Genomic DNA, 19,643 nt, shown 5'->3' with positions numbered 1-19,643 from the left:
AAATCCTCTTTTTTTGTTAACCATGAATAAACTGTTTAAAGTTCCGGATAATTCGAATAGACACATACAGTGCTGCCAATGCAAACAGTGCCATACTAAACAGGTGATATTTTAAATCTGAAATATCAGCCTGATAAAATTGCTGAATTTGCGGCTTGGAATAAGACCATTGCTGCTGCTTTTGGGTACGACTATCTTGATAACTAACCTGCTGGATATAATGCTGTTGACCTACTTTTAATAGGTCTAATTGCTGGATTTGCCGGGTATGGGACTGGTTATATTCATCTGTACAAATATCTTGCAGATAATGCTGGCAGTTTAATTTGGCAATATAACCGTTCTGGGCAATCACAATATAAATGGCCTGATCCGGACGTTGATTATTCGAGACCAGCACCAGTTGTTTGTCAGGTGTAGATTTTAAGGAAATCTGCGTGGCGTACTGAAAAGCTTGATCTGCTTTTATAATTTCTCGGCTTTTTGAAAAAATACTCAAAAATAAAGTCAAGGTAATAAGAAAAATGATCCCTGCAAAAAAAAGCCGAAATATGGTTTTAACTGTTTGATGCATGGTTAAATTCAACTTAATGTAGAGAGAAATGAAAAAAATGAGGAGAGACTAAATAAAAGGATCTTGGGCTATGTTAAATCATTGCTAAAAATATGTAAAAAAACTTAACTATTTTGTGGGTCAAAGAAAAAATGGTTAAACTGATTCGGTGAATAAATAGTATTGAATTAAATATTTATTTGGAAATGGTGGGATGCGTTCGCTTTATTCCAATCAATCGCTCAAATTGGAACTTTAATGGGAAATTTCTTTTTTCTTCAGGTCTTTACAGTTATTTTTGCGCTTTCAATTGCAACGACTATTTTTAATAAGCGTATTTTAGGTTTCCCACAGGCGATAGGTGTACCCATTGTTTCGGCAATTTTCGTCTTTATTTTACAATGGGGTGCCAGTTTACTCAGTGGCAACAAGTTCATCACCATTAATATTCACAATATTGAAGAAGCAGTTCGTCATATTGATTTCTATGATTTTTTAATCAATGGCGTGATCTGTTTTATCCTGACCTCTTCCGCTTTAAAATTTAAAGTGTCCGATTTAAAAAGCCACTGGAAACCGATCAGTATTTTGGCCAGTATTGCACTGGTGCTGTGTGCGGTGTTTTTTGGTGTCACTTTATATGGCTATCAATTTCTAATTGGCAAGCATGTCGATTTATTGGTGCTTTTACTGTTAGGTGCTGCATTGGGTGCGACCGACCCGATCGGAATTAAAGGTGTACTCAGTTCGGTACGTGCACCGCATCACCTGATGGTCAAACTGGAAGGTGAATCACTATTTAATGATGCCATGTGTATCGCCGTATTCATGACTTTATTATATGTATTGCAGGGTGAGCATTTTACCATTGTGGGTACGTTGCAAACTTTGCTTTACGAGATTGTGGTGGCCATAATTATTGGCTGGGGTTTTGGTCTGGGCATTTTAAGATTGCTTCGTGGCAAACACGAAATGGAATCTTTGATTTTAACCACCGCATTACTGGCTTGTGGTTCATACTTGGTGGCTTTATTTGCCCATGCTTCGGCACCCATTGCCTGTGTGATTGGCGGTTTGGTGGTTGGGAATAAGTGGAAGGAAATTTTACAGGAACGCGAAATTCGTGAAGTCAACCATTTCTGGCATACCGTTGAAGGGATCATCAATTCCTTCTTGTTCACCTTGATTGGTCTGGAACTGTTTATTCTGGATTTAAGCATTAGTTTAATTCTGGGCGGGATTGTGGCGTTCCTGATTCTGCATGCTTCGCGCTTTGCTGCCAACTATCTGTCCTTTGCATTTTTTCCGAACTTTAGAAACAAAAGCTATAACGGTAGTTTGGCAATTTTATCATGGGGTGGGGTGCGCGGCGGAATCTCGCTTGCTTTAATTCTGGCGGTAGCGAATATTCCTGAACTCAGTGAGTACAGCAGTATCCTGATTGGTTATACCTTTATTGCCGTTTTACTTTCAGGCGTAGTCTGTGGACTGGGTTTGCCCGCGGTCATGAATGCTTTTTATTACAATCCACAGGAAGAAACCACCGGTTTTAAGGGCTGGTATCAACGCTTGTGCCATAAAATGAACCGCAAAGGTTTCCAGTATATTGTTGGTGAAGATGCCAACGGCAATGAAACTATTACCGTATATAACCCGGATGCCTTAATTGATAAAAAAGCCGAAGATGGTGTTGCAGTCATGCATAATCCGGAGAAAGTACAGGTGGTGAAACGTCTGGAAAGTCCGGATAATTTCTAAGCGTAAAACACAAATAAAAGAAGCTCATAACGGGCTTTTTTTATAGCTTGAAAGTTTAAATGGGATGATTTAAGGAGATTATATGCCAGAACATTCAGGTCGTTCCAGTGATGAGTTGGCGCGTCAAATTCTGCAAGTGGTTGCCTTAATTCCATATGGTAAAGTTGCCAGTTATGGACAGATCACCCGTATGGCAGGTTTGCCGAAACATGCGCGTTTAGTTGGTTATGTATTAAAGCATCTGGATTCAGCGGCGGAAATTCCCTGGCATAGGGTTATCAACTCTCAAGGAAAAATTAGCCTAAACAAATTAAATGAAAGCGGAGAAAATGTTCAACGATTAAAATTAGTGGCAGAAGGGGTAATGGTGATTGGAGATAAAATTAATTTAAAACAATATCAGTGGATGAATGGTTGATAAAAGCTGTAGATGATCAGAATAAAATTTTCCCACCTTTAGTTAAAGATGGGAAATATAAGGGAATATTATTGGCGAACAATCAGCACCGGAATATGAGATTCTCCGAGTACACTTTGAGCAACGCTACCCAGGAACAGTTTTTTCAGACCTGTGCGACCATGTGAACCAATGATGATCAAATCAGCATGGCTATCTTCAGCAGCTCTCACAATTTCACGGTGAATCACTTGTCCTTCAAGAAGTTTAGTTTCCACTTCAAGGCCTTGTTCATTGAATTTTGCCTTTGCTGCTGCTAGCGAATCAACAATCGCATTACGAGCACGTTCAATCAAGTCATTGGTTTGGCTAGCAGAAATGTATTCCGCTGCGATATATGGATCAAGTGCTAAAACTTGAACTACTGTAATTTTGCTGCCAAATGCTTTAGCAAACTCAGCTGCTTTAGCCACTGCTGCATAAGCTGTTTCTGAACCGTCAACTGGTACTAAGATATTTTGATAAGCCATGTGTATTTCTCCTTATAATCCTTACTAAAATATATCGTATTAAGACTAGAACTTCTTGTTCAATAAAAACGTTTGAAATTTGATACTAGCTGTATTTCTATTAAAATAAAACCTAGTAATTTCATGGGGATAATTTATTCCCTAAAACAATTTTATAATTTAATCTATCATGATTTTGTTAAAAAACTAGCGGGCTTAAAACTAAAGTCTGAGGAAATTGTAAGCAGATTTTTTATTTGCAACCATCTGTAAAAATAGATGTGAACAGTTCTTTAAAATTGTCATATGATAAGTGTAGTAACTTATTAATAATGAATTAGAAATGACTGAACAAGATCAATTGAATTGGCAACGTGATAATTTTGAAAATATTACTAAAGCGTGGGAAGGAGATCTATGGGATCGTGAGCGTTTAGGTATTCAACTCACAAACTATGTAGATCGTTTGCAATGTGGTGCTGTTTTGGCATTAGATGCACGTTGGGGTGAGGGTAAAACGTGGTTTGTTCGGCATTGGGCTAAGCATTTAGAAGATCAAAAAGCATAATGTGATTTTTTATAGGAAAAAAAAGATCACTCGGTTTGAGTGATCTTTTTTATTTCTGCATTTTAACTAGATTTTTTTATGGCATTTAGTTCAGTCATAAGCTGATCGCCATATGGAGTGAGAGACCAATAAATATTGTTATCAGAAGGTGGATGTTTTTTTGTACTTAATTCAATTAATTTTAATGCTCTAAATTGAACGATAATGGTTCTTAGGTCTTCATTATAAGCTCTTCGATTAGAACGATTTTTCAATTTATTTTTTTCAAAAAACTCTATAATTTCTTCATGGCAATTTACATAAATACAATCGCCTAAAAGCGATAATAAATTTTCTTCGGAATTTTCTACAATTAAGCTGGGTGATAAAAAAGAAAAAATCTGGTTCCAAGTTAGTGTAACTGGAACTTGATAAGAATTTTTAGATGCATAGCGATCATCATTTGCTTTGTGAGCTTTATATAAAATATCTAGCATTATTTCATCATCACCCTGAGATAAATTCTCGATACCATCAGGTTTGCTTTTTAAGTTTTGAATTTTATTCTCTAAAATTGTAATTTCATTTCTTAGTTTAAGAATTTCTTGGGATGAATCTTCGGATGGAACTAAACTCGCTCTAACCCAACCTATTGCAGGATGCATTTTTATTGTTTTAGTTAAACTAAGTGCAACTATTCCTGCCACTTGATCTTTATTAGTCCAAAATTTTACTAGACGTCCAGTACATACTTTTTCTCTAAACTTTTCCAATTTATTTTGTAGTTTAGAGTCTTTCTCACATTTGATTTGAGGTAAGTTATTTGGTTCACCATGTACTAAAGCAATTACTTTCATACCTTTAGAAACAGCATAATCGTATTCCATTTCGGTGTAACTTATACCTTCGGGACTAAGCGAACCATATCTGCCCCCTATAAGTAAAAGGTAGTAATCACAGTCATCAATGACCTTTTTGATAAAATCCCATTGTTCTTCGTCAGCAGCTGGGAACAACTCCATTCCTGCAGGAATGCAGTCCATTTCCATTAATGTTGGAATAATGTGCTTACGCTCTTCTTCTAAATCTGTAAAAGTTGAGCTTACGAAAACTTAGTATCTTTTATCCATGAAATTAATGCTCTAAATTTTTGATTAATTTAACATTAATTTTATAAGTGCTCAAATTTTAAGTATTTATTTATTCAAAATATTGAACTAGCTTATCTACATCATCCATCTGCAACTGCTCACGCATTTTTAAAAACTGCTTTTCATCTAGCTCATAAAGCTTAAGTGAAAGCAGTTTTTCTATATCAGTTTCGGAAAAACGGTATTTAATAGTTTTTGCAGGCACACCACCGACCACGGCATAAGGTGGCACGTCTTTGGTGACGACCGCACCAGTTGCAACTACTGCACCTTCGCCCAGCTTTACCCCTTGCATAATCATGGCACGTGAGCCAATCCAGCAGCCATCGCCAATCACTGTGTTGCCAGCAGGAACAAAGCTGCGTGTATCGAATGGAAAGGCTGAAATCCAGTCGGTACGATGTAATTGGTTGCCGCCCATCATAATTACGCATTCTGCGCCAAAACAGACGAAATTGCCGATATAGAGCTGATCGATAGGCTTCTCTAGTGTAGCGGGCTTGTCATGCAGATAACGCACCACACAACGCTCAAATCCCTGATCCCAATAGGCTGAGTAATAGCTGTAATTGCCCTTGATATGAATGTTTGGATTCTTCACCGTTTTCGAGATGAATTCGAACTCGCACCAGTGATTCACAGGAGAATTAATTAACTTTTCAGACATACAAGAATCATGGGTTAAAAGGACAAGGAATTATACCCAATTGGACTGCAATCGGGCAGGGTTGTAGTCGTGTTAAAGTCAGGAGATAAAAGCCTAGAGGTTAATTGTGATGGCTTGTGAAGGAATACGAGCGATCACTTTGATTTCGAAGTCAAAGCCAGCGAGCCAGGTCACGCCCACAGCTGTCCAGTTGGGATAAGGCTTTTGTGTAAATACCTGATTTTTAACTTTCATGATGCTTTCAAATTGCCGTTCAGGATCGGTATGAAAGGTGGTGACATCCACGATGTCATCGAAAGTACAACCTGCCGCTGCAAGTGTTTGGCTGAGATTGCTAAAAGCTAACTCTACCTGTTTTCGAAATTAGGCTCAGGGCTACCATCCTCTAGACTGCCTACTTGTCCTGATACAAATAATAAATCTTCCGATTTAATTGCAGCGGCAGTATTGCTTAATGGTGCTGCCATGAATGCGGCACTGTGGGTCGCCTCAAGTGAGCATCCTGAGAAGGTCCTGCATGAGGCTTTACATGCATTTCAGTTATTTGCATCGGGACTTTTAAAATAAGCTGGAACTCAGCTTTCTGTAGCAGAAGGCTGAATATAAAAAACCCCTCATCAGAGGGGTTCTTACAGCCTAAAATATCTATTTAAAACTTAGATATATTCAACTTTAACAATTTCGTATTCAACTTCGCCTTGCGGAGTAACGATTTTCACTTCGTCGCCTTCGTTTTTACCCAACAGGCCACGTGCGATCGGAGAGTTTACTGAGATCTTGTTGATCTTAAAGTCCGCTTCGTCATCGCCAACAATTTTGTAAGTCTTCTGTTCTTCTGTGTCGATATTTTCAATCGTTACCGTTACACCAAAAACCACACGGCCATTTTGCTCAAGCGTTTTTACATCAATGACTTGGCAAGCACCGAGTTTACCTTCGATGTCCTGAATACGACCTTCACAAAAGCCTTGCTGTTCACGCGCTGCGTGGTACTCTGCATTTTCTTTCAAGTCCCCATGTTCACGTGCTTCAGCAATCGCTGCAGTAATACGTGGACGGTCAATACTTTTTAGTTGGTGTAATTCTTTCTCTAGGGCAATTTTGCCTTCAGGAGTCATAGGATAACGTTGCATTGTTGTCCCTCTAAGTTAAATTAAAAAAATACAGCTGGTTTATAAATAAAAAAAGCCCGCCACCGAGAGGTAGCGGGACTTCTCGGTAACTTAATTAACCTTTGGTAAGGTCTTGCAAGCGGTAAACATCCATCGGCAATTTAATTGCTAAAGCTTGACATACAGCGTCTGCGCCATTCAAAGTTGTTGTGTGATACACCTTACCTTGAAGAGCAGAGCGGCGGATCGAGAATGAATCCTGCTGAGCTTGTTTGCCTTCAGTTGTATTGATAATGAGGTGAATCTCGCCATTTTTCAAGCGGTCAACAATATTTGGACGGCCTTCAGTTACTTTATTCACACGTTCACATTCAATACCTGCTGCTTTAATCACGTCATAGGTGCCGCCAGTCGCAAGAATTTTGAAGCCGAAACCAGCTAGCTGCTTCGCAATACCAACAGCACGAGGCTTGTCAGAATCACGTACAGAGATGAATGCATGCTTCACTTCCCCTTCGGTTGGAAGGCCAGGTAAGCGTTCATTCGCGCCTAGTACAGCTTTGTAGAATGCTTCGCCGAATGTTTTACCTACACCCATCACTTCGCCAGTCGATTTCATCTCAGGGCCAAGGATTGGGTCAACACCCGGGAATTTGTTGAATGGGAACACCGCTTCTTTTACAGAGAAGTGTTTAGGAATAATCTCTGAAGTGAATCCTTGAGATTCTAGAGATTGACCCGCCATACAACGTGCAGCAACTTTAGCTAAAGATTCACCGATACACTTAGAAACGAACGGTACAGTACGAGACGCACGTGGGTTCACTTCAAGAATGTAAACATCAGTGCCTTTAACCGCAAACTGAACGTTCATCAAACCAATTACGCCAAGCTCTTTCGCCATGGCAATCGTTTGACGGCGCATTTCGTCCTGTACTTCTTGAGATAAAGAGTAAGGAGGAATCGAACATGCAGAGTCACCTGAGTGAATACCGGCTTGTTCAATGTGCTGCATGATACCGCCGATCACAACGTCTTTACCGTCAGATACGCAGTCCACGTCAACTTCGATGGCATCATCCAAGAAGTGGTCAAGAAGAACAGGCGCTTCGTTCGATGCCTGAACTGCATCACGTAGGTAGCGTTTCAATTCGTCATCGTTATAAACGATTTCCATCGCACGACCACCAAGAACGTAAGAAGGACGCACCACCAGTGGGTAGCCAACTTTCGCCGCTTCAGCCATACCTTCTTCAGCAGATTTTACGATGCTGTTGTTCGGCTGACGAAGTTGCAGACGTTGAATCATTTGCTGGAAACGTTCACGGTCTTCTGCACGGTCAATCGCATCAGGTGATGTACCAATAATTGGCGCACCAGCTTCTTCCAAAGCACGAGCCAATTTCAACGGTGTTTGACCACCGTATTGTACGATAATGCCTTTAGGCTTCTCGACACGCACGATTTCAAGTACATCTTCAAGGGTAATCGGTTCGAAGTACAAACGATCAGAAGTGTCGTAATCTGTAGAAACCGTTTCAGGGTTACAGTTCACCATGATGGTTTCATAACCGTCTTCACGCATGGCAAGGGCAGCGTGTACACAGCAGTAATCGAACTCGATACCTTGACCAATACGGTTAGGACCGCCACCGATGACCATGATTTTGTCTTTAGTCGATGGATTCGCTTCACATTCTTCATCGTAAGTTGAGTACATGTACGCTGTATCAGATTCGAATTCAGCGGCACAGGTATCTACACGTTTGTAAACTGGAGTCACACCCAAGTTCCAACGGTGTTTACGGAATTGTTTTTGTGAAATGCCCATCAAGCCAGCAATACGAAGATCTGACAAACCTTTACGTTTAAATGCACGGATATTGTCGGCATTTAAGTCACCAAAACCTAAAGTTTTGATTTGGTTTTCAGTTTTGATGATGTCTTCGATCTGGATCAAGAACCAGCGGTCAATATTTGTTGCAGCAAATACTTCGTCTAGGGTGAAACCATGACGGAATGCATCGCCTACGTACCAGATACGCTCAGGACCTGGAACTTTAAGTTCTTGCAGGATCTTTTCTTTCGCACCTTCAGTACCCACTTCGATTTTTTCATCAAAGCCGCAAGCACCCACTTCAAGACCACGAAGCGCTTTTTGCATAGACTCTTGGAAGTTACGACCAATCGCCATCACTTCACCTACAGATTTCATCTGCGTGGTTAAAGTTGCGTCCGCTTGTGGGAATTTCTCAAAGTTGAAACGAGGAATCTTGGTAACAACGTAGTCAATTGCAGGTTCGAATGATGCAGGTGTTGTACCGCCAGTGATGTCGTTTTTCAACTCATCAAGGGTGTAACCCACAGCCAATTTCGCAGCAATTTTCGCAATCGGGAAACCAGTTGCTTTAGATGCCAATGCAGATGAACGAGAAACACGTGGGTTCATCTCGATCACAACCATACGGCCGTCTTTCGGGTTAATACCGAACTGAACGTTTGAACCGCCGGTTTCTACACCAATTTCACGTAAAACAGCTAAAGATGCATTACGTAGTAACTGGAATTCTTTATCAGTCAGCGTTTGAGCAGGAGCAACAGTGATTGAGTCACCTGTGTGCACGCCCATTGGGTCAAAGTTTTCGATTGTACATACGATGATACAGTTGTCGTTTTTGTCACGAACAACTTCCATCTCGTACTCTTTCCAGCCAATGAGTGATTCATCAATCAATAACTGTTTAGTTGGAGAAAGATCGAAACCGCGTTCACAGATTTCAATGAATTCTTCACGGTTATACGCGATACCGCCGCCTGAACCACCCATGGTGAATGAAGGACGGATAATGACCGGGAAGCCGAAACGTGCTTGAATTTCAAGCGCGTGTTCCATTGACTCAGCAACGTCAGCTTTTGGACATTCAAGACCAATTTTACGCATTGCCTGGTCGAAGAGTTTACGGTCTTCAGCTTTTTCGATCGCTTCTTTGGTCGCACCGATCAATTCAACATTGTATTTTTCTAAAATGCCGTGCTCGTCTAGGGCAAGGGCACAGTTCAATGCAGTTTGACCGCCCATGGTTGGAAGAACTGCATCTGGGCGTTCTTTCTCAATGATTGCAGCTACAGTTTGCCAGGTAATTGGCTCGATGTAAGTTGCATCTGCCATAGCAGGGTCAGTCATGATGGTCGCTGGGTTAGAGTTGACCAAAATAACACGGTAGCCTTCTTCACGAAGTGCTTTACACGCTTGCGCGCCTGAATAGTCAAACTCACATGCCTGACCGATCACAATCGGACCTGCACCGATAATTAAGATGCTTTTAATGTCTGTACGTTTAGCCATGATGCTTCCTTAATTACTTCTTAGATGCTTCGATAAGTTCGATGAAATGATCGAACAATGGTGCGCAGTCATGTGGACCAGGGCTTGCTTCAGGGTGACCCTGGAAGCTGAACGCAGGTTTGTCTGTGCGATGCATACCTTGCAAGGTTTGGTCGAACAGTGATTTGTGCGTTGCTTTCAAGTTAGCCGGTAGCGTATCTGTATCTACTGCGAAGCCGTGGTTTTGAGAAGTAATCATCACTGTACCATCTTCAAGATTTTGTACAGGATGGTTGGCACCGTGGTGACCGTGAGGCATTTTCACAGTTTTTGCACCTGAGGCAAGTGCAAGAATCTGGTGGCCTAAACAAATACCAAATACTGGAATTTCAGTCGTTTCTACAATTGTTTTTACAGCTTCAATTGCATAGTCACATGCTGCTGGATCGCCGGGACCATTTGACAGGAACACGCCATCTGGATTCAACGCTAACACGTCAGCAGCAGGAGTTTGTGCAGGAACAACAGTCAGTTTACAACCGCGGTCTGCAAGCATACGTAAGATGTTGGTTTTGACACCGTAATCGTATGCAACAACATGGAATTTAAGTTCAGGTTGGGAGAAACCTTTTCCAAGTGTCCAAGAGCCTTCAGTCCATTCGAAACCTTCAGGGTCACAGCATTCTTTTGCAAGGTCTAAACCGTTAAGACCACCGAACGCACGTGCTTTTTCTAAAGCTTCTTCTTCTGTGATATTTTCGCCAGCAAGGATACATCCATTCTGCGCGCCTTTATCACGTAAAATACGAGTGAGTTTACGCGTATCGATGTCAGCAATTGCCACAACATTGTGCTGTTGTAAGTATTCGCCTAGAGATTGAGTTGAACGGAAGTTGCTATGCAATAAAGGCAGGTCACGAATGATCAATCCGTTGGCCCATACTTTATGAATTCGACCTGACTCAGCGTCTTCATCATTACAACCTGTGTTACCAATATGCGGATAAGTCAGGGTGACAAGTTGTTGTGCATAACTAGGGTCAGTCAAAATTTCTTGATAGCCAGTCATGGCAGTGTTGAAAACGACTTCACCAGTCGTACTACCCGATGCGCCAATTGAAGTACCTTTAAAAATAGTACCATCGGCAAGGGCTAAAATTGCTGGGGTGCTCAAACCAAAGCTCCTGAAATTTAGGCTGTAAAAAAGCGAGTAGACGAAAAAAAAGGAAGGCTATTATAAAACCTATCCTCCTTGTCTGCTCGCTTGAACTTAACACGGCATTATACGCAGAAACCGCCTTTAAGTCCAACGGCTTTACAGTAAAAGTATGAGATAAATCCCTTGCTTTTTGGCTTAAAGTCTGCTTCTGCATCTATGTATGTAAAATGTAAGCAAATTAGAATTGTCTAACAAATCAAAACTTAAATTTTATCAAAACGGAATACGCTAGAGCTCTCATGTAATAACTATAGGAAAAAAGATCATGACCTTAGAACACAAGCCAACAAAACCAAAAACCACTTTAAAAGAGGTGGTCGCAGAAGGTGCAGACAAGTTGGAGCAGGCCACTAAAGAAGCGCAGCACAAAGTGACAGAAGCCGTGACAGAGTCAACTGAAAATGTAAAAGTTGAAGCAAAGGAGGTACAGGCAAATGTTCAAGAGCAGATTCAGAGTTTAAAACAAGACCTTTTTCAGCGTATTGAAACCATTAAAAAGCAACTCAATTTTTCACAGAAAGATTTGGCAGAATTGAAAGAGTTCGTAAAAGCTGAATTTAATGCGGTGATTGAAGACTTATCGAAACTTGGCAAAGAGTTAAAAGACGATGTCAGCCAAATTTCAGTGAAACATAAAGATCATCTGGCTGAAACTTTAAAACGTTCTAAAGAACATACTTTAGATGTGTGGAAAAAGGTGTCAGTGAAGTCGGATGAGGAACCTACTTTAAAAAGCTGACATATAAGTAGATATGTCTACTTATACTGGCGAGGAAGGACCCTATGCTAGTTTTCTTCAGGTACACATTGAAGACATAAAAAAGTGAGGTATTTTGCCTCACTTTTTTACTGTTTGAATATTGCTGCTATGCTCTAGAACTGATGTAGCCAATCACGCTTGTTGTGAAAGTCCGCATTTGGACTGCTGTGTTGCATGGCATAATATTGTTCGCCTTGCGAGGTTTTCAGTACAGCGCTTAAGCCCAGAAACAAATCCGACCATTGCAATTTGTGCTTTAACATAAACTCGGTTAAATCAAGGCTCACATTTAAACCATAATGTGTGCGTTTAAGCTGGTTCAGTTCGATGTCATCGGCGGCTTGAGGCGGCATATCTTCCGGATAGCGATATTCCTCAAACTGATAGACCTGCCACGCTTGGGAAGGCGACAGATTGATTTCGCGATAGAAATCCTCACCCTGTACACCAATAAAAATTTCAAAACAGGTGTGTTCCCATAAGAAATCTTGACGAGGGTAGTCTTGAACCAGTTCAGGCCATTGTATGAACTGGTTGGGGTCGCGTAACCAGTAGCCCACATTTAAGCTATATGGGCTTTGTTGTTCAATCGCAGCAACCAGGGAGATCGATTGAAAGCGACGATCAAAGGCGCTAAGTTCGTAACTTGCCATAAAATCTGCTTAGTTAGACAAATGAGCGTGACGAACCAAGTTGGATAATTTGGCATTCTGTTTTGCTGCTTTTTTATAAATCAGCGCAATTTTACCAATTTTTTGAACAACTTCAGCACCAGTCTGAGCTGAAAGATCTTCGATTAAAGATGCGCGTTCTTCACGATCTTCCGCTACGATTTTCACTTTAATCAATTCGTGATCGTTTAAAGCGCGGTTTAATTCTTCGACTACAGCTTCAGTCAAACCTTTATCGCCCAGCATAACCACCGGGTTTAATGCATGTCCGATTTGACGTAAACGTTTACGTTCCTGAATAGATAAAGCCGCCATAAAGATAACCTAATTTTAAAAACGGCTTAGTATAACAAATGCCAAGTTTAAACGCTTTATATTCTGTTGAAATAATCGATTTCAATTATTGAAAAAAACCTTTCAAAGATTGGATTTAGATACAGATGTATACTGCAAGGCCTATGTTTTTCACGTACAATCACCTATTAGAAGTTTTTTATTATTTAGAGAGTTATGGCGACACGCATTACCAACCAGAAGTTGTCAAAAAGTAGTCGAGAGTGGATGCGCGAGCATTTGGATGATCCTTTTGTAAAGAGAGCACAAAAGGAAGGTTATCGTGCGCGTGCTGCTTATAAGCTTCTTGAAATTCAAGAAAAATACAAAATTATTAAACCAGGCATGACGGTGGTTGACCTGGGTGCTGCACCCGGCAGTTGGTCACAAATTGCAGGTAAATTAGTCGGTGACAAAGGCTTGTTGATTGCCTCCGACATTTTACCTATGGATGCCTTGCCGGATGTGACCTTCCTGCAAGGTGACTTCCGTGAGGAAGAAGTTTTTGAAAAATTGTTAAATATTTTAAACGGAAGGACTGTAGACGTTGTAATTTCGGATATGGCCCCCAATACATCAGGTAATAAGGCTGTAGATCAACCGCGTCAAATTTACTTGTGTGAACTGGCTTTAGATTTTGCCAACAAGGTTTTAGGACCGAAAGGCCAATTTATCGTCAAGGTTTTCCAGGGCACCGGATTTGACGAATTCCGTAAACAAGTTGTAGATAGCTTTGATGTATTGAAGACGGCAAAACCTGCCGCTTCACGTGCCCGTTCTAAAGAAGTATTTTTAATCGGGCAAGGTCGTAAGAAGGCCTCTACATAAAGTTTACTTGCCAAGACGTTAAAAATTGTGCATTTTGTACATTTTTAAAATATTGCAAAGCTGATCTTCAGCTTAAATTAGGGTCACCCATTTTTGGGCATGATCAAATTAGATTGATATGGGAATAAAGCTTTGAGCGATCTCTTCAAGAATGCCGTATTGTGGCTGGTTATACTGGGTGTGCTGATTCTGATTTTCAGTAACATCAGTGACCGCAATCAACCGACTGCAATGAATTATTCAGAGTTTGTTTCAGCGGTGAATGCTGGTCAAATTAAGCAAGTCACCATTGATGGCGAAAGAATTCGTGGTGAAAAAACAAACGGTTCAGAGTTTGAAAGCATTCGTCCTGCGGTTCAAGACCCGGAACTGATGCCAAATCTCATTAAACATAATGTTGTTGTAGAAGGGACTGCACCGCAACGTCAAGGTTTGTTGATGCAACTTCTTATCGCTAGCTTCCCTGTACTTTTAATCATTTTGTTATTCATGTTCTTTATGCGCAACATGGGTGGTGGTGCAGGTGGCAAAAGCGGTCCGATGAGCTTTGGTAAATCGAAAGCCAAAATGCTGTCTGAAGACCAGATTAAAGTCACCTTTAGCGATGTTGCTGGCTGTGATGAAGCTAAACAAGAAGTTGTTGAAATTGTAGATTTCTTGAAAGATCCATCTAAATTTAAACGTCTGGGCGCAAGTATTCCTAAAGGCGTATTGATGGTTGGTCCTCCAGGTACCGGTAAAACCTTGCTTGCCAAAGCGATTGCTGGTGAAGCAAAAGTTCCATTCTTCAGTATTTCGGGTTCTGACTTTGTTGAAATGTTCGTGGGTGTCGGTGCATCACGTGTACGTGACATGTTTGAACAGGCGAAACGCCATGCACCATGTATCATCTTCATTGACGAGATTGATGCGGTCGGTCGTCACCGTGGTTCAGGTACTGGCGGTGGTCACGATGAACGTGAACAGACACTCAACCAGATGCTGGTAGAAATGGATGGTTTTGAAGGTAATGAAGGCATTATCGTCATTGCTGCAACCAACCGTGCCGATGTACTGGATAAAGCCTTGCTTCGTCCAGGCCGTTTTGACCGTCAGGTGATGGTAGGCCTTCCAGACATTAAAGGCCGTGAACAGATTCTGAATGTACACTTGAAAAAATTGCCTTCACACACGGGTGTGGATGTCAGAGTGCTGGCACGTGGTACTCCAGGTTTCTCTGGTGCACAATTGGCGAACCTTGTAAACGAAGCAGCGTTATTTGCTGCCCGTCGTAACAAGAACACAGTCGACATGCATGACTTTGAAGATGCTAAAGATAAGATCTATATGGGTCCTGAACGTAAATCGATGGTGATTCGTGAAGAAGAACGTCGTGCTACTGCTTACCATGAAGCCGGTCATGCGATTGTGGCTGAAATTTTGCCGGGTACTGACCCTGTACATAAAGTGACCATTATGCCGCGTGGTTGGGCTTTGGGTGTGACTTGGCAGTTGCCGGAACAAGATGCAATTAGTCATTACAAAGACAAGATGCTGAATGAGATTTCCATTTTATTTGGTGGCCGTATTGCCGAAGAAGTGTTTATCAATCAGATGTCGACCGGTGCTTCAAATGATTTTGAACGTGCCACTAAAATGGCACGTGCAATGGTGACTAAATACGGTATGTCTGACCGAATGGGTGTGATGGTTTATGAAGATGAAAACCAAAACGGTTTCTTTGGAAATGTCGGTAGTCGTACCATTTCTGAAGCAACGCAACAGCAGGTAGATGCCGAAGTTCGCCGCATTCTGGATGAACAGTATAAAGTTGCTCGTGAGGTTCTGGAAAACCACAAAGAGATCGCGCATGCCATGGTGAAAGCTTTGATGGAATGGGAAACGATCGATCGTGACCAAATCCGTGACATCATGGAAGGTCGTGAACCACAACCACCTAAAGTATATGTTGCTGAAAATCCGGTGATTGATGTAACACCAACAGATGGTTCTGCAACTCCTCCACCATTACCAGCGAGCTAAGTTGGATGGTTAGAAAAAAGAGTCTCAAATGAGGCTCTTTTTTTATGGATAAGGCAATGGTGTCTGAAAAGATTTCAGACTGTAAAATTGTAGAGTTGTTAGAATAGCCGGATTGCTTGAAGGAGAAATATAATGCAATTGATGCCATTACCTAATCGAATGCTGCAATGTGGTCAAATGAAGTTGGACTTGTCTCAGCCCCACGTTATGGGGATTCTGAATGTCACTCCAGACTCTTTCAGTGATGGCGGAAAGCATAATACCAAAGACCAAGCCATAGTGTATGCCTTGCAGATGATAGAGGATGGTGCAAGCATAATTGATGTTGGGGGTGAATCAACCCGTCCCGGTGCTTCTGTGGTGGGGGTGGATGAAGAAATACGCCGTGTAGTGCCTGTAGTTGAAGAATTGGCCAAGCATGATGTCATTATTTCAATTGATACCTCACAACCCGAAGTGATAAAAGCTGCTGTTCAAGCAGGGGCGCATATCTGGAATGATGTGCGTGCATTAACCCGTCCTCATGCCTTGCTAACCGCTGCTGAGTTGAATATTCCTGTAATTATTATGCATATGCGTGGCGAACCCACCACTATGAATAATTTAGACCAGTATGATGATGTAACCACTGATGTGATTAAAGAGCTACAGCAGAGAGTAGATGATGCAATACAGGCTGGGGTAAAACCTGAAAATATTGTGATTGATCCGGGCTTTGGTTTTGCTAAAAATGCACAGCAAAATTTGAAGCTGTTAAATGAATTTTATAAATTGAATGATATGGGTTATCCAATTTTATCGGCACTTTCCCGGAAGCGCTTTATTGGTGAAGCTCTGGGTGGGGCGGATGCTCAAAATCGTGCGATGGGTTCTGTTGCTGCTCATTTATTTAGTATTCAACAGGGGGCCTGCATGGTACGAGCACATGACGTCAAGGCAATGAGTGATGCCATTAAAGTATGGCAGGCGATGAATAATCTGGGTGTATAACCTAGGTATATAAAAAAGCTCGATAAGGTATCGAGCTTTTTTAGTTTAAGGTGTAATTGTTGACTCATATTTAATTACTTCAAAGACATGTCAATAAAAATGGGGGAAATCACCTTTTTTATTGTAGCGTTTGGTAATTTTGTTGCTTTGTGTTATACAAGCTCGCTTTAATGCATGTCTTTTTTGAGTGTTGTATGTTTGAAGATTTACTTCTCCCGATGTTTGATGATGAATATTATCCCGATATTCTTGTGGCTGAAGTTAAGCAGGCCATTAAACAGTTTGCAAAGAAGGTGGCTAAGCCTGATTTATCTGAAGCTGAAATTTATCATTTTGCTGCTGAAACCGTGATTCTAATCAATAAGATGAAACCGCAATTTGAGGATTTGGATTCTTCCTTGGATGATACGGCGGCCGATTATATTGCTGAAGCCATGATGATGGTGGTGCAAGAGAACGGTTATATGGATATTGAAATGGAAGAACTGGTATCAAATAGAGAGTGGTAAGTCACTCTCTATTGGTGGGTTGTGTTTTTCGGTGAGTCTAAATTGGACAGCAGATCGGTCAGATGGCAACTGGCTTTCAGATGAATTTCGGATATTCCATTCACGACTAAATGATATTTATTGTTTTCTTCATAAGTATGAGCGCTTAAATTAAGCCAGAAGTTTGGGTCTTGTTGAATGAGTTTTCGAATTCGTTTTTCATCTTCGCTATGATTAAAATGCAGGGGATACTGATACTTTGCCAAAGTACAGTGGTTTAACATGAGTTGCTCTTTATCTTCGCTAATGGTTCCAGAAAACAGGTCATAAATAATTTCAGTTGGTTGTTTTTCCAGAGTTTCTTGGGCATAAACCAAGTTTGAACTCATACATATCAACAAATTGATTAAGAGCAGATGATATATTTTTAGCAGGTTCATGGTTATTGTTTCTTGTTATTGGATTAAATGATTTACTCTAATCATTCAGGCATAAAAAAACCAGCTTATCGCTGGATCTTTTGTCGCACTACTTTAATACATATTAAAATGGTGCCCGAGGCCAGACTCGAACTGGCACGCTTTGTGGGCGGGGGATTTTAAATCCCCTGTGTCTACCGATTTCACCACTCGGGCATGTGCGCCATAATAGTGGAGGAAATAAAACTTGGCAAGTATCTTTCCGTGTATTTGCTTTCTTTTCAATCAATTCATGTGCTTATCGCTATAAAATAGGGCTTTGACTAAACTTTTCCTCTTAAAATGGTTATGTCATCTACATCAAGCTATCCAGATAGGTTTCGACATCTATATGCTTGTGTGTTTTGCACAGTTCATTTTCATAACGAATCAGCTGTATATGCAAATCGATAAACTGTTTTTCTTGTTGTTGTAGCTTATGAAGGGCAGATGAGTTTTTTCTCAGGAATAGGCTTTTTAACTGAATCTTTAACACCTGCTTATAGGCCCAAAAACAAATGCGGCGGGTTTCTTGCAGATAAAAATATTGTTCGTTTTGTGTACCTTCACGGAACATATTTTCTTTATAAAAACGAACAAAACCAAAACTCAAGGCAAAGAAAAAAAGAATAATTTGTAAAACCGTACTTTCAATATAAGCGATATTGATGGCTTGTAGCACAATGAGTACAGCAAGTTTAACCGGAGTATGGCGAAGTTGCTGATATAAAGAAGTAGAGCTATGTTTGATCTGTTTGATGACCACGGGCGTATAAAGCATAAACAACAACATAATGGCTAACACAGCAATGCCTTGGGCACGAAAAGCATTGAATTGCGGAAATTGGCTAGCAATGAAATGACCCAAACTCATCGAAAGCGAGATAAAAATCATTGCGGCCAGAACCCAGGGAATTAGCTCCTTCAGTTCATCTAAAATTCCTTTAGTTTTGATCATGCTGTAAAACAAATAATTTCTTTTAAATGCTGCCGGGTACTGTTCCCGCAATTGATTTAAAAAAATTGCCGTTTGTTTATTACTGATCATAAGAATTAAAGAAACATAAAAATTAGAGCTAATATAAAGGATTTGAAAGCATTTAACAGAGAAAAATCAGAAAATTACAGATTCCTTATTTCAAGGCTAAGCTCTATTTATTTCACATGCAGGCATGAGTTTTTAGCATATTCATAATGGCTGAGATGTATTGCGCCAATTTACTTAATCTTAGGGTCATGTTTTAAACCGCTAAATGATGAATCGACTCGGGAGCTTAATTTTATTCCTGTATTCAGTGAGGAATTATGCGAAAATAGCCCTTTCTTATTTTTGTCCAAGGACAGTTCATGACTGATCAATCTCCTGAATCTTTAAGCGATATCGAAATTTTAGACATTTTACAGTCCATGAAAAGCGATGTGCTAAATACTGAAGCGAATGAGATGATCCGTAATGGGGGTAAAGCTGGTCGTCAAGAGGCACATAAAAATGCCCTAGTTGCTTTAAATGCCAGTTTTGAAAGCAAGTTTGTTGAAGCTGTCACTTTGGCCCTACATTTAAATGAAGCACAAAGTAAAAAAATTCGTTATAAAAAAGACCGTATTCGTATTTTAAAAGCGCACGGCATTGATTACTTAGCTATTGATGGGGCCGAAACAGCACAGGTTTTATCACAAATTGCACAGGCCATTACCCGTGAAGATGCGACTGTGACTCACGACTTGCATAATATTTTCCCGTTCTGGAAAGAAGGCTGGCCAATGGTGCAGTTCGACAATGCTTACAAGATTCTGGAAGATGACATTACTATTCACTATCAGGCTGTACTGGATGAACTGATCAGCAAGTACTAAG

At 40.7% G+C, this 19,643-nt stretch carries 19 protein-coding genes, 1 tRNA gene and 3 pseudogenes; 10 read left to right on the top strand and 13 right to left on the bottom strand.

What is annotated here, in order from left to right:
* Nucleotides 1-16: 16 nt before the first annotated feature.
* Nucleotides 17-574, bottom strand: coding sequence for a hypothetical protein (locus JFY49_RS11255; RefSeq protein WP_200222981.1), 558 nt, complete (start codon nt 572-574; stop codon nt 17-19).
* Nucleotides 575-811: 237 nt separating this feature from the next.
* Between JFY49_RS11255 and JFY49_RS11250 the strand changes: the two genes are divergently transcribed.
* Nucleotides 812-2,311 carry a cation:proton antiporter gene (locus JFY49_RS11250; RefSeq protein WP_200222973.1) on the top strand — a complete coding sequence of 500 codons (1,500 nt, stop codon included), beginning with the start codon at nt 812-814 and terminating at the stop codon, nt 2,309-2,311.
* A gap of 82 nt (nt 2,312-2,393) precedes the next feature.
* On the top strand, nt 2,394-2,729 hold the full coding sequence (locus tag JFY49_RS11245) for an MGMT family protein (protein WP_200222969.1): 336 nt from the start codon (nt 2,394-2,396) through the stop codon (nt 2,727-2,729).
* A gap of 68 nt (nt 2,730-2,797) precedes the next feature.
* On the opposite strand, the gene JFY49_RS11240 is transcribed toward JFY49_RS11245, so the two are convergent.
* Entirely contained in the window at nt 2,798-3,238 is a 441-nt protein-coding gene (locus JFY49_RS11240; RefSeq protein ID WP_166167484.1) for a universal stress protein, read from the bottom strand.
* Nucleotides 3,239-3,560: 322 nt separating this feature from the next.
* Between JFY49_RS11240 and JFY49_RS11235 the strand changes: the two are divergent.
* A pseudogene (locus tag JFY49_RS11235) lies at nt 3,561-3,776 on the top strand (P-loop ATPase); the annotation flags it as partial.
* Nucleotides 3,777-3,847: 71 nt separating this feature from the next.
* On the opposite strand, the gene JFY49_RS11230 reads toward JFY49_RS11235, so the two are convergent.
* The 3 genes and pseudogenes from JFY49_RS11230 to JFY49_RS11220 all read right to left on the bottom strand — a co-directional run bounded on the left by JFY49_RS11230 (nt 3,848) and on the right by JFY49_RS11220 (nt 6,049).
* Entirely contained in the window at nt 3,848-4,825 is a 978-nt protein-coding gene (locus JFY49_RS11230; protein WP_320159620.1) for a DUF4062 domain-containing protein, read from the bottom strand.
* A 139-nt stretch (nt 4,826-4,964) separates the two neighbouring features.
* On the bottom strand, nt 4,965-5,582 hold the full coding sequence (locus JFY49_RS11225; RefSeq protein WP_200222967.1) for a CatB-related O-acetyltransferase: 618 nt from the start codon (nt 5,580-5,582) through the stop codon (nt 4,965-4,967).
* Between the two features lie 93 nt (nt 5,583-5,675).
* Nucleotides 5,676-6,049 (bottom strand): annotated as a pseudogene (locus JFY49_RS11220) (RidA family protein).
* On the opposite strand from JFY49_RS11220, the pseudogene JFY49_RS11215 reads away from it, so the two are divergent.
* Nucleotides 6,000-6,149: pseudogene (locus JFY49_RS11215) on the top strand (TetR/AcrR family transcriptional regulator); the annotation flags it as partial. The pseudogenes JFY49_RS11220 and JFY49_RS11215 sit on opposite strands and share 50 nt — an antisense overlap.
* 89 nt (nt 6,150-6,238) lie before the next feature.
* Here JFY49_RS11215 and greA read toward each other — a convergent pair.
* From greA to carA, 3 genes are all read right to left on the bottom strand, one after another.
* Nucleotides 6,239-6,715, bottom strand: coding sequence for a transcription elongation factor GreA (greA, locus tag JFY49_RS11210; RefSeq protein ID WP_086196278.1), 477 nt, complete (start codon nt 6,713-6,715; stop codon nt 6,239-6,241).
* Between the two features lie 94 nt (nt 6,716-6,809).
* Nucleotides 6,810-10,040 carry a carbamoyl-phosphate synthase large subunit gene (gene carB, locus JFY49_RS11205; RefSeq protein ID WP_086196277.1) on the bottom strand — a complete coding sequence of 1,077 codons (3,231 nt, stop codon included), beginning with the start codon at nt 10,038-10,040 and terminating at the stop codon, nt 6,810-6,812.
* Nucleotides 10,041-10,053: 13 nt separating this feature from the next.
* On the bottom strand, nt 10,054-11,193 hold the full coding sequence (gene carA, locus JFY49_RS11200; RefSeq protein WP_200222965.1) for a glutamine-hydrolyzing carbamoyl-phosphate synthase small subunit: 1,140 nt from the start codon (nt 11,191-11,193) through the stop codon (nt 10,054-10,056).
* Nucleotides 11,194-11,503: 310 nt separating this feature from the next.
* On the opposite strand from carA, the gene JFY49_RS11195 reads away from it, so the two are divergent.
* On the top strand, nt 11,504-11,977 hold the full coding sequence (locus tag JFY49_RS11195) for a hypothetical protein (protein WP_200222956.1): 474 nt from the start codon (nt 11,504-11,506) through the stop codon (nt 11,975-11,977).
* Nucleotides 11,978-12,111: 134 nt separating this feature from the next.
* On the opposite strand, the gene JFY49_RS11190 is transcribed toward JFY49_RS11195, so the two are convergent.
* Together JFY49_RS11190 and yhbY are read right to left on the bottom strand one after the other, a co-directional pair.
* On the bottom strand, nt 12,112-12,651 hold the full coding sequence (locus tag JFY49_RS11190) for a DOMON-like domain-containing protein (RefSeq protein WP_086196274.1): 540 nt from the start codon (nt 12,649-12,651) through the stop codon (nt 12,112-12,114).
* Between the two features lie 9 nt (nt 12,652-12,660).
* Nucleotides 12,661-12,984 carry a ribosome assembly RNA-binding protein YhbY gene (gene yhbY / locus JFY49_RS11185; protein WP_086199214.1) on the bottom strand — a complete coding sequence of 108 codons (324 nt, stop codon included), beginning with the start codon at nt 12,982-12,984 and terminating at the stop codon, nt 12,661-12,663.
* A gap of 195 nt (nt 12,985-13,179) precedes the next feature.
* Here yhbY and rlmE point away from each other — a divergent pair, with 195 nt between their 5' ends.
* From rlmE to JFY49_RS11165, 4 genes are all read left to right on the top strand, one after another.
* Nucleotides 13,180-13,830 carry a 23S rRNA (uridine(2552)-2'-O)-methyltransferase RlmE gene (rlmE, locus tag JFY49_RS11180; protein ID WP_086196272.1) on the top strand — a complete coding sequence of 217 codons (651 nt, stop codon included), beginning with the start codon at nt 13,180-13,182 and terminating at the stop codon, nt 13,828-13,830.
* A gap of 132 nt (nt 13,831-13,962) precedes the next feature.
* Nucleotides 13,963-15,852, top strand: a complete 1,890-nt coding sequence (gene ftsH / locus JFY49_RS11175) for an ATP-dependent zinc metalloprotease FtsH (RefSeq protein WP_200222954.1) — start codon at nt 13,963-13,965, stop codon at nt 15,850-15,852.
* Between the two features lie 132 nt (nt 15,853-15,984).
* Nucleotides 15,985-16,842, top strand: a complete 858-nt coding sequence (gene folP / locus JFY49_RS11170; protein WP_200222947.1) for a dihydropteroate synthase — start codon at nt 15,985-15,987, stop codon at nt 16,840-16,842.
* A gap of 194 nt (nt 16,843-17,036) precedes the next feature.
* The gene (locus JFY49_RS11165) at nt 17,037-17,351 is read left to right on the top strand and encodes a DUF5713 family protein (protein WP_200222945.1); all 315 of its coding nucleotides are present in this window, start codon (nt 17,037-17,039) and stop codon (nt 17,349-17,351) included.
* Between the two features lie 8 nt (nt 17,352-17,359).
* Here JFY49_RS11165 and JFY49_RS11160 read toward each other — a convergent pair whose 3' ends face one another.
* From JFY49_RS11160 to JFY49_RS11150, 3 genes are all read right to left on the bottom strand, one after another.
* Entirely contained in the window at nt 17,360-17,719 is a 360-nt protein-coding gene (locus JFY49_RS11160) for a hypothetical protein (protein WP_200222943.1), read from the bottom strand.
* A gap of 160 nt (nt 17,720-17,879) precedes the next feature.
* Nucleotides 17,880-17,965 (bottom strand) — tRNA-Leu (locus JFY49_RS11155).
* Nucleotides 17,966-18,104: 139 nt separating this feature from the next.
* Nucleotides 18,105-18,836, bottom strand: a complete 732-nt coding sequence (locus JFY49_RS11150; protein WP_200222941.1) for a hypothetical protein — start codon at nt 18,834-18,836, stop codon at nt 18,105-18,107.
* A gap of 299 nt (nt 18,837-19,135) precedes the next feature.
* Here JFY49_RS11150 and JFY49_RS11145 point away from each other — a divergent pair, with 299 nt between their 5' ends.
* On the top strand, nt 19,136-19,642 hold the full coding sequence (locus JFY49_RS11145) for a hypothetical protein (protein WP_086196266.1): 507 nt from the start codon (nt 19,136-19,138) through the stop codon (nt 19,640-19,642).
* Nucleotide 19,643 lies beyond the last annotated feature (1 nt).

This window comes from Acinetobacter sp. CS-2 (assembly GCF_016599715.1).
GTDB lineage: Bacteria > Pseudomonadota > Gammaproteobacteria > Pseudomonadales > Moraxellaceae > Acinetobacter.
The sequence above is the reverse complement of the archived record's forward strand: the minus strand, read 5'-3'. Positions and strand labels throughout refer to the sequence as shown.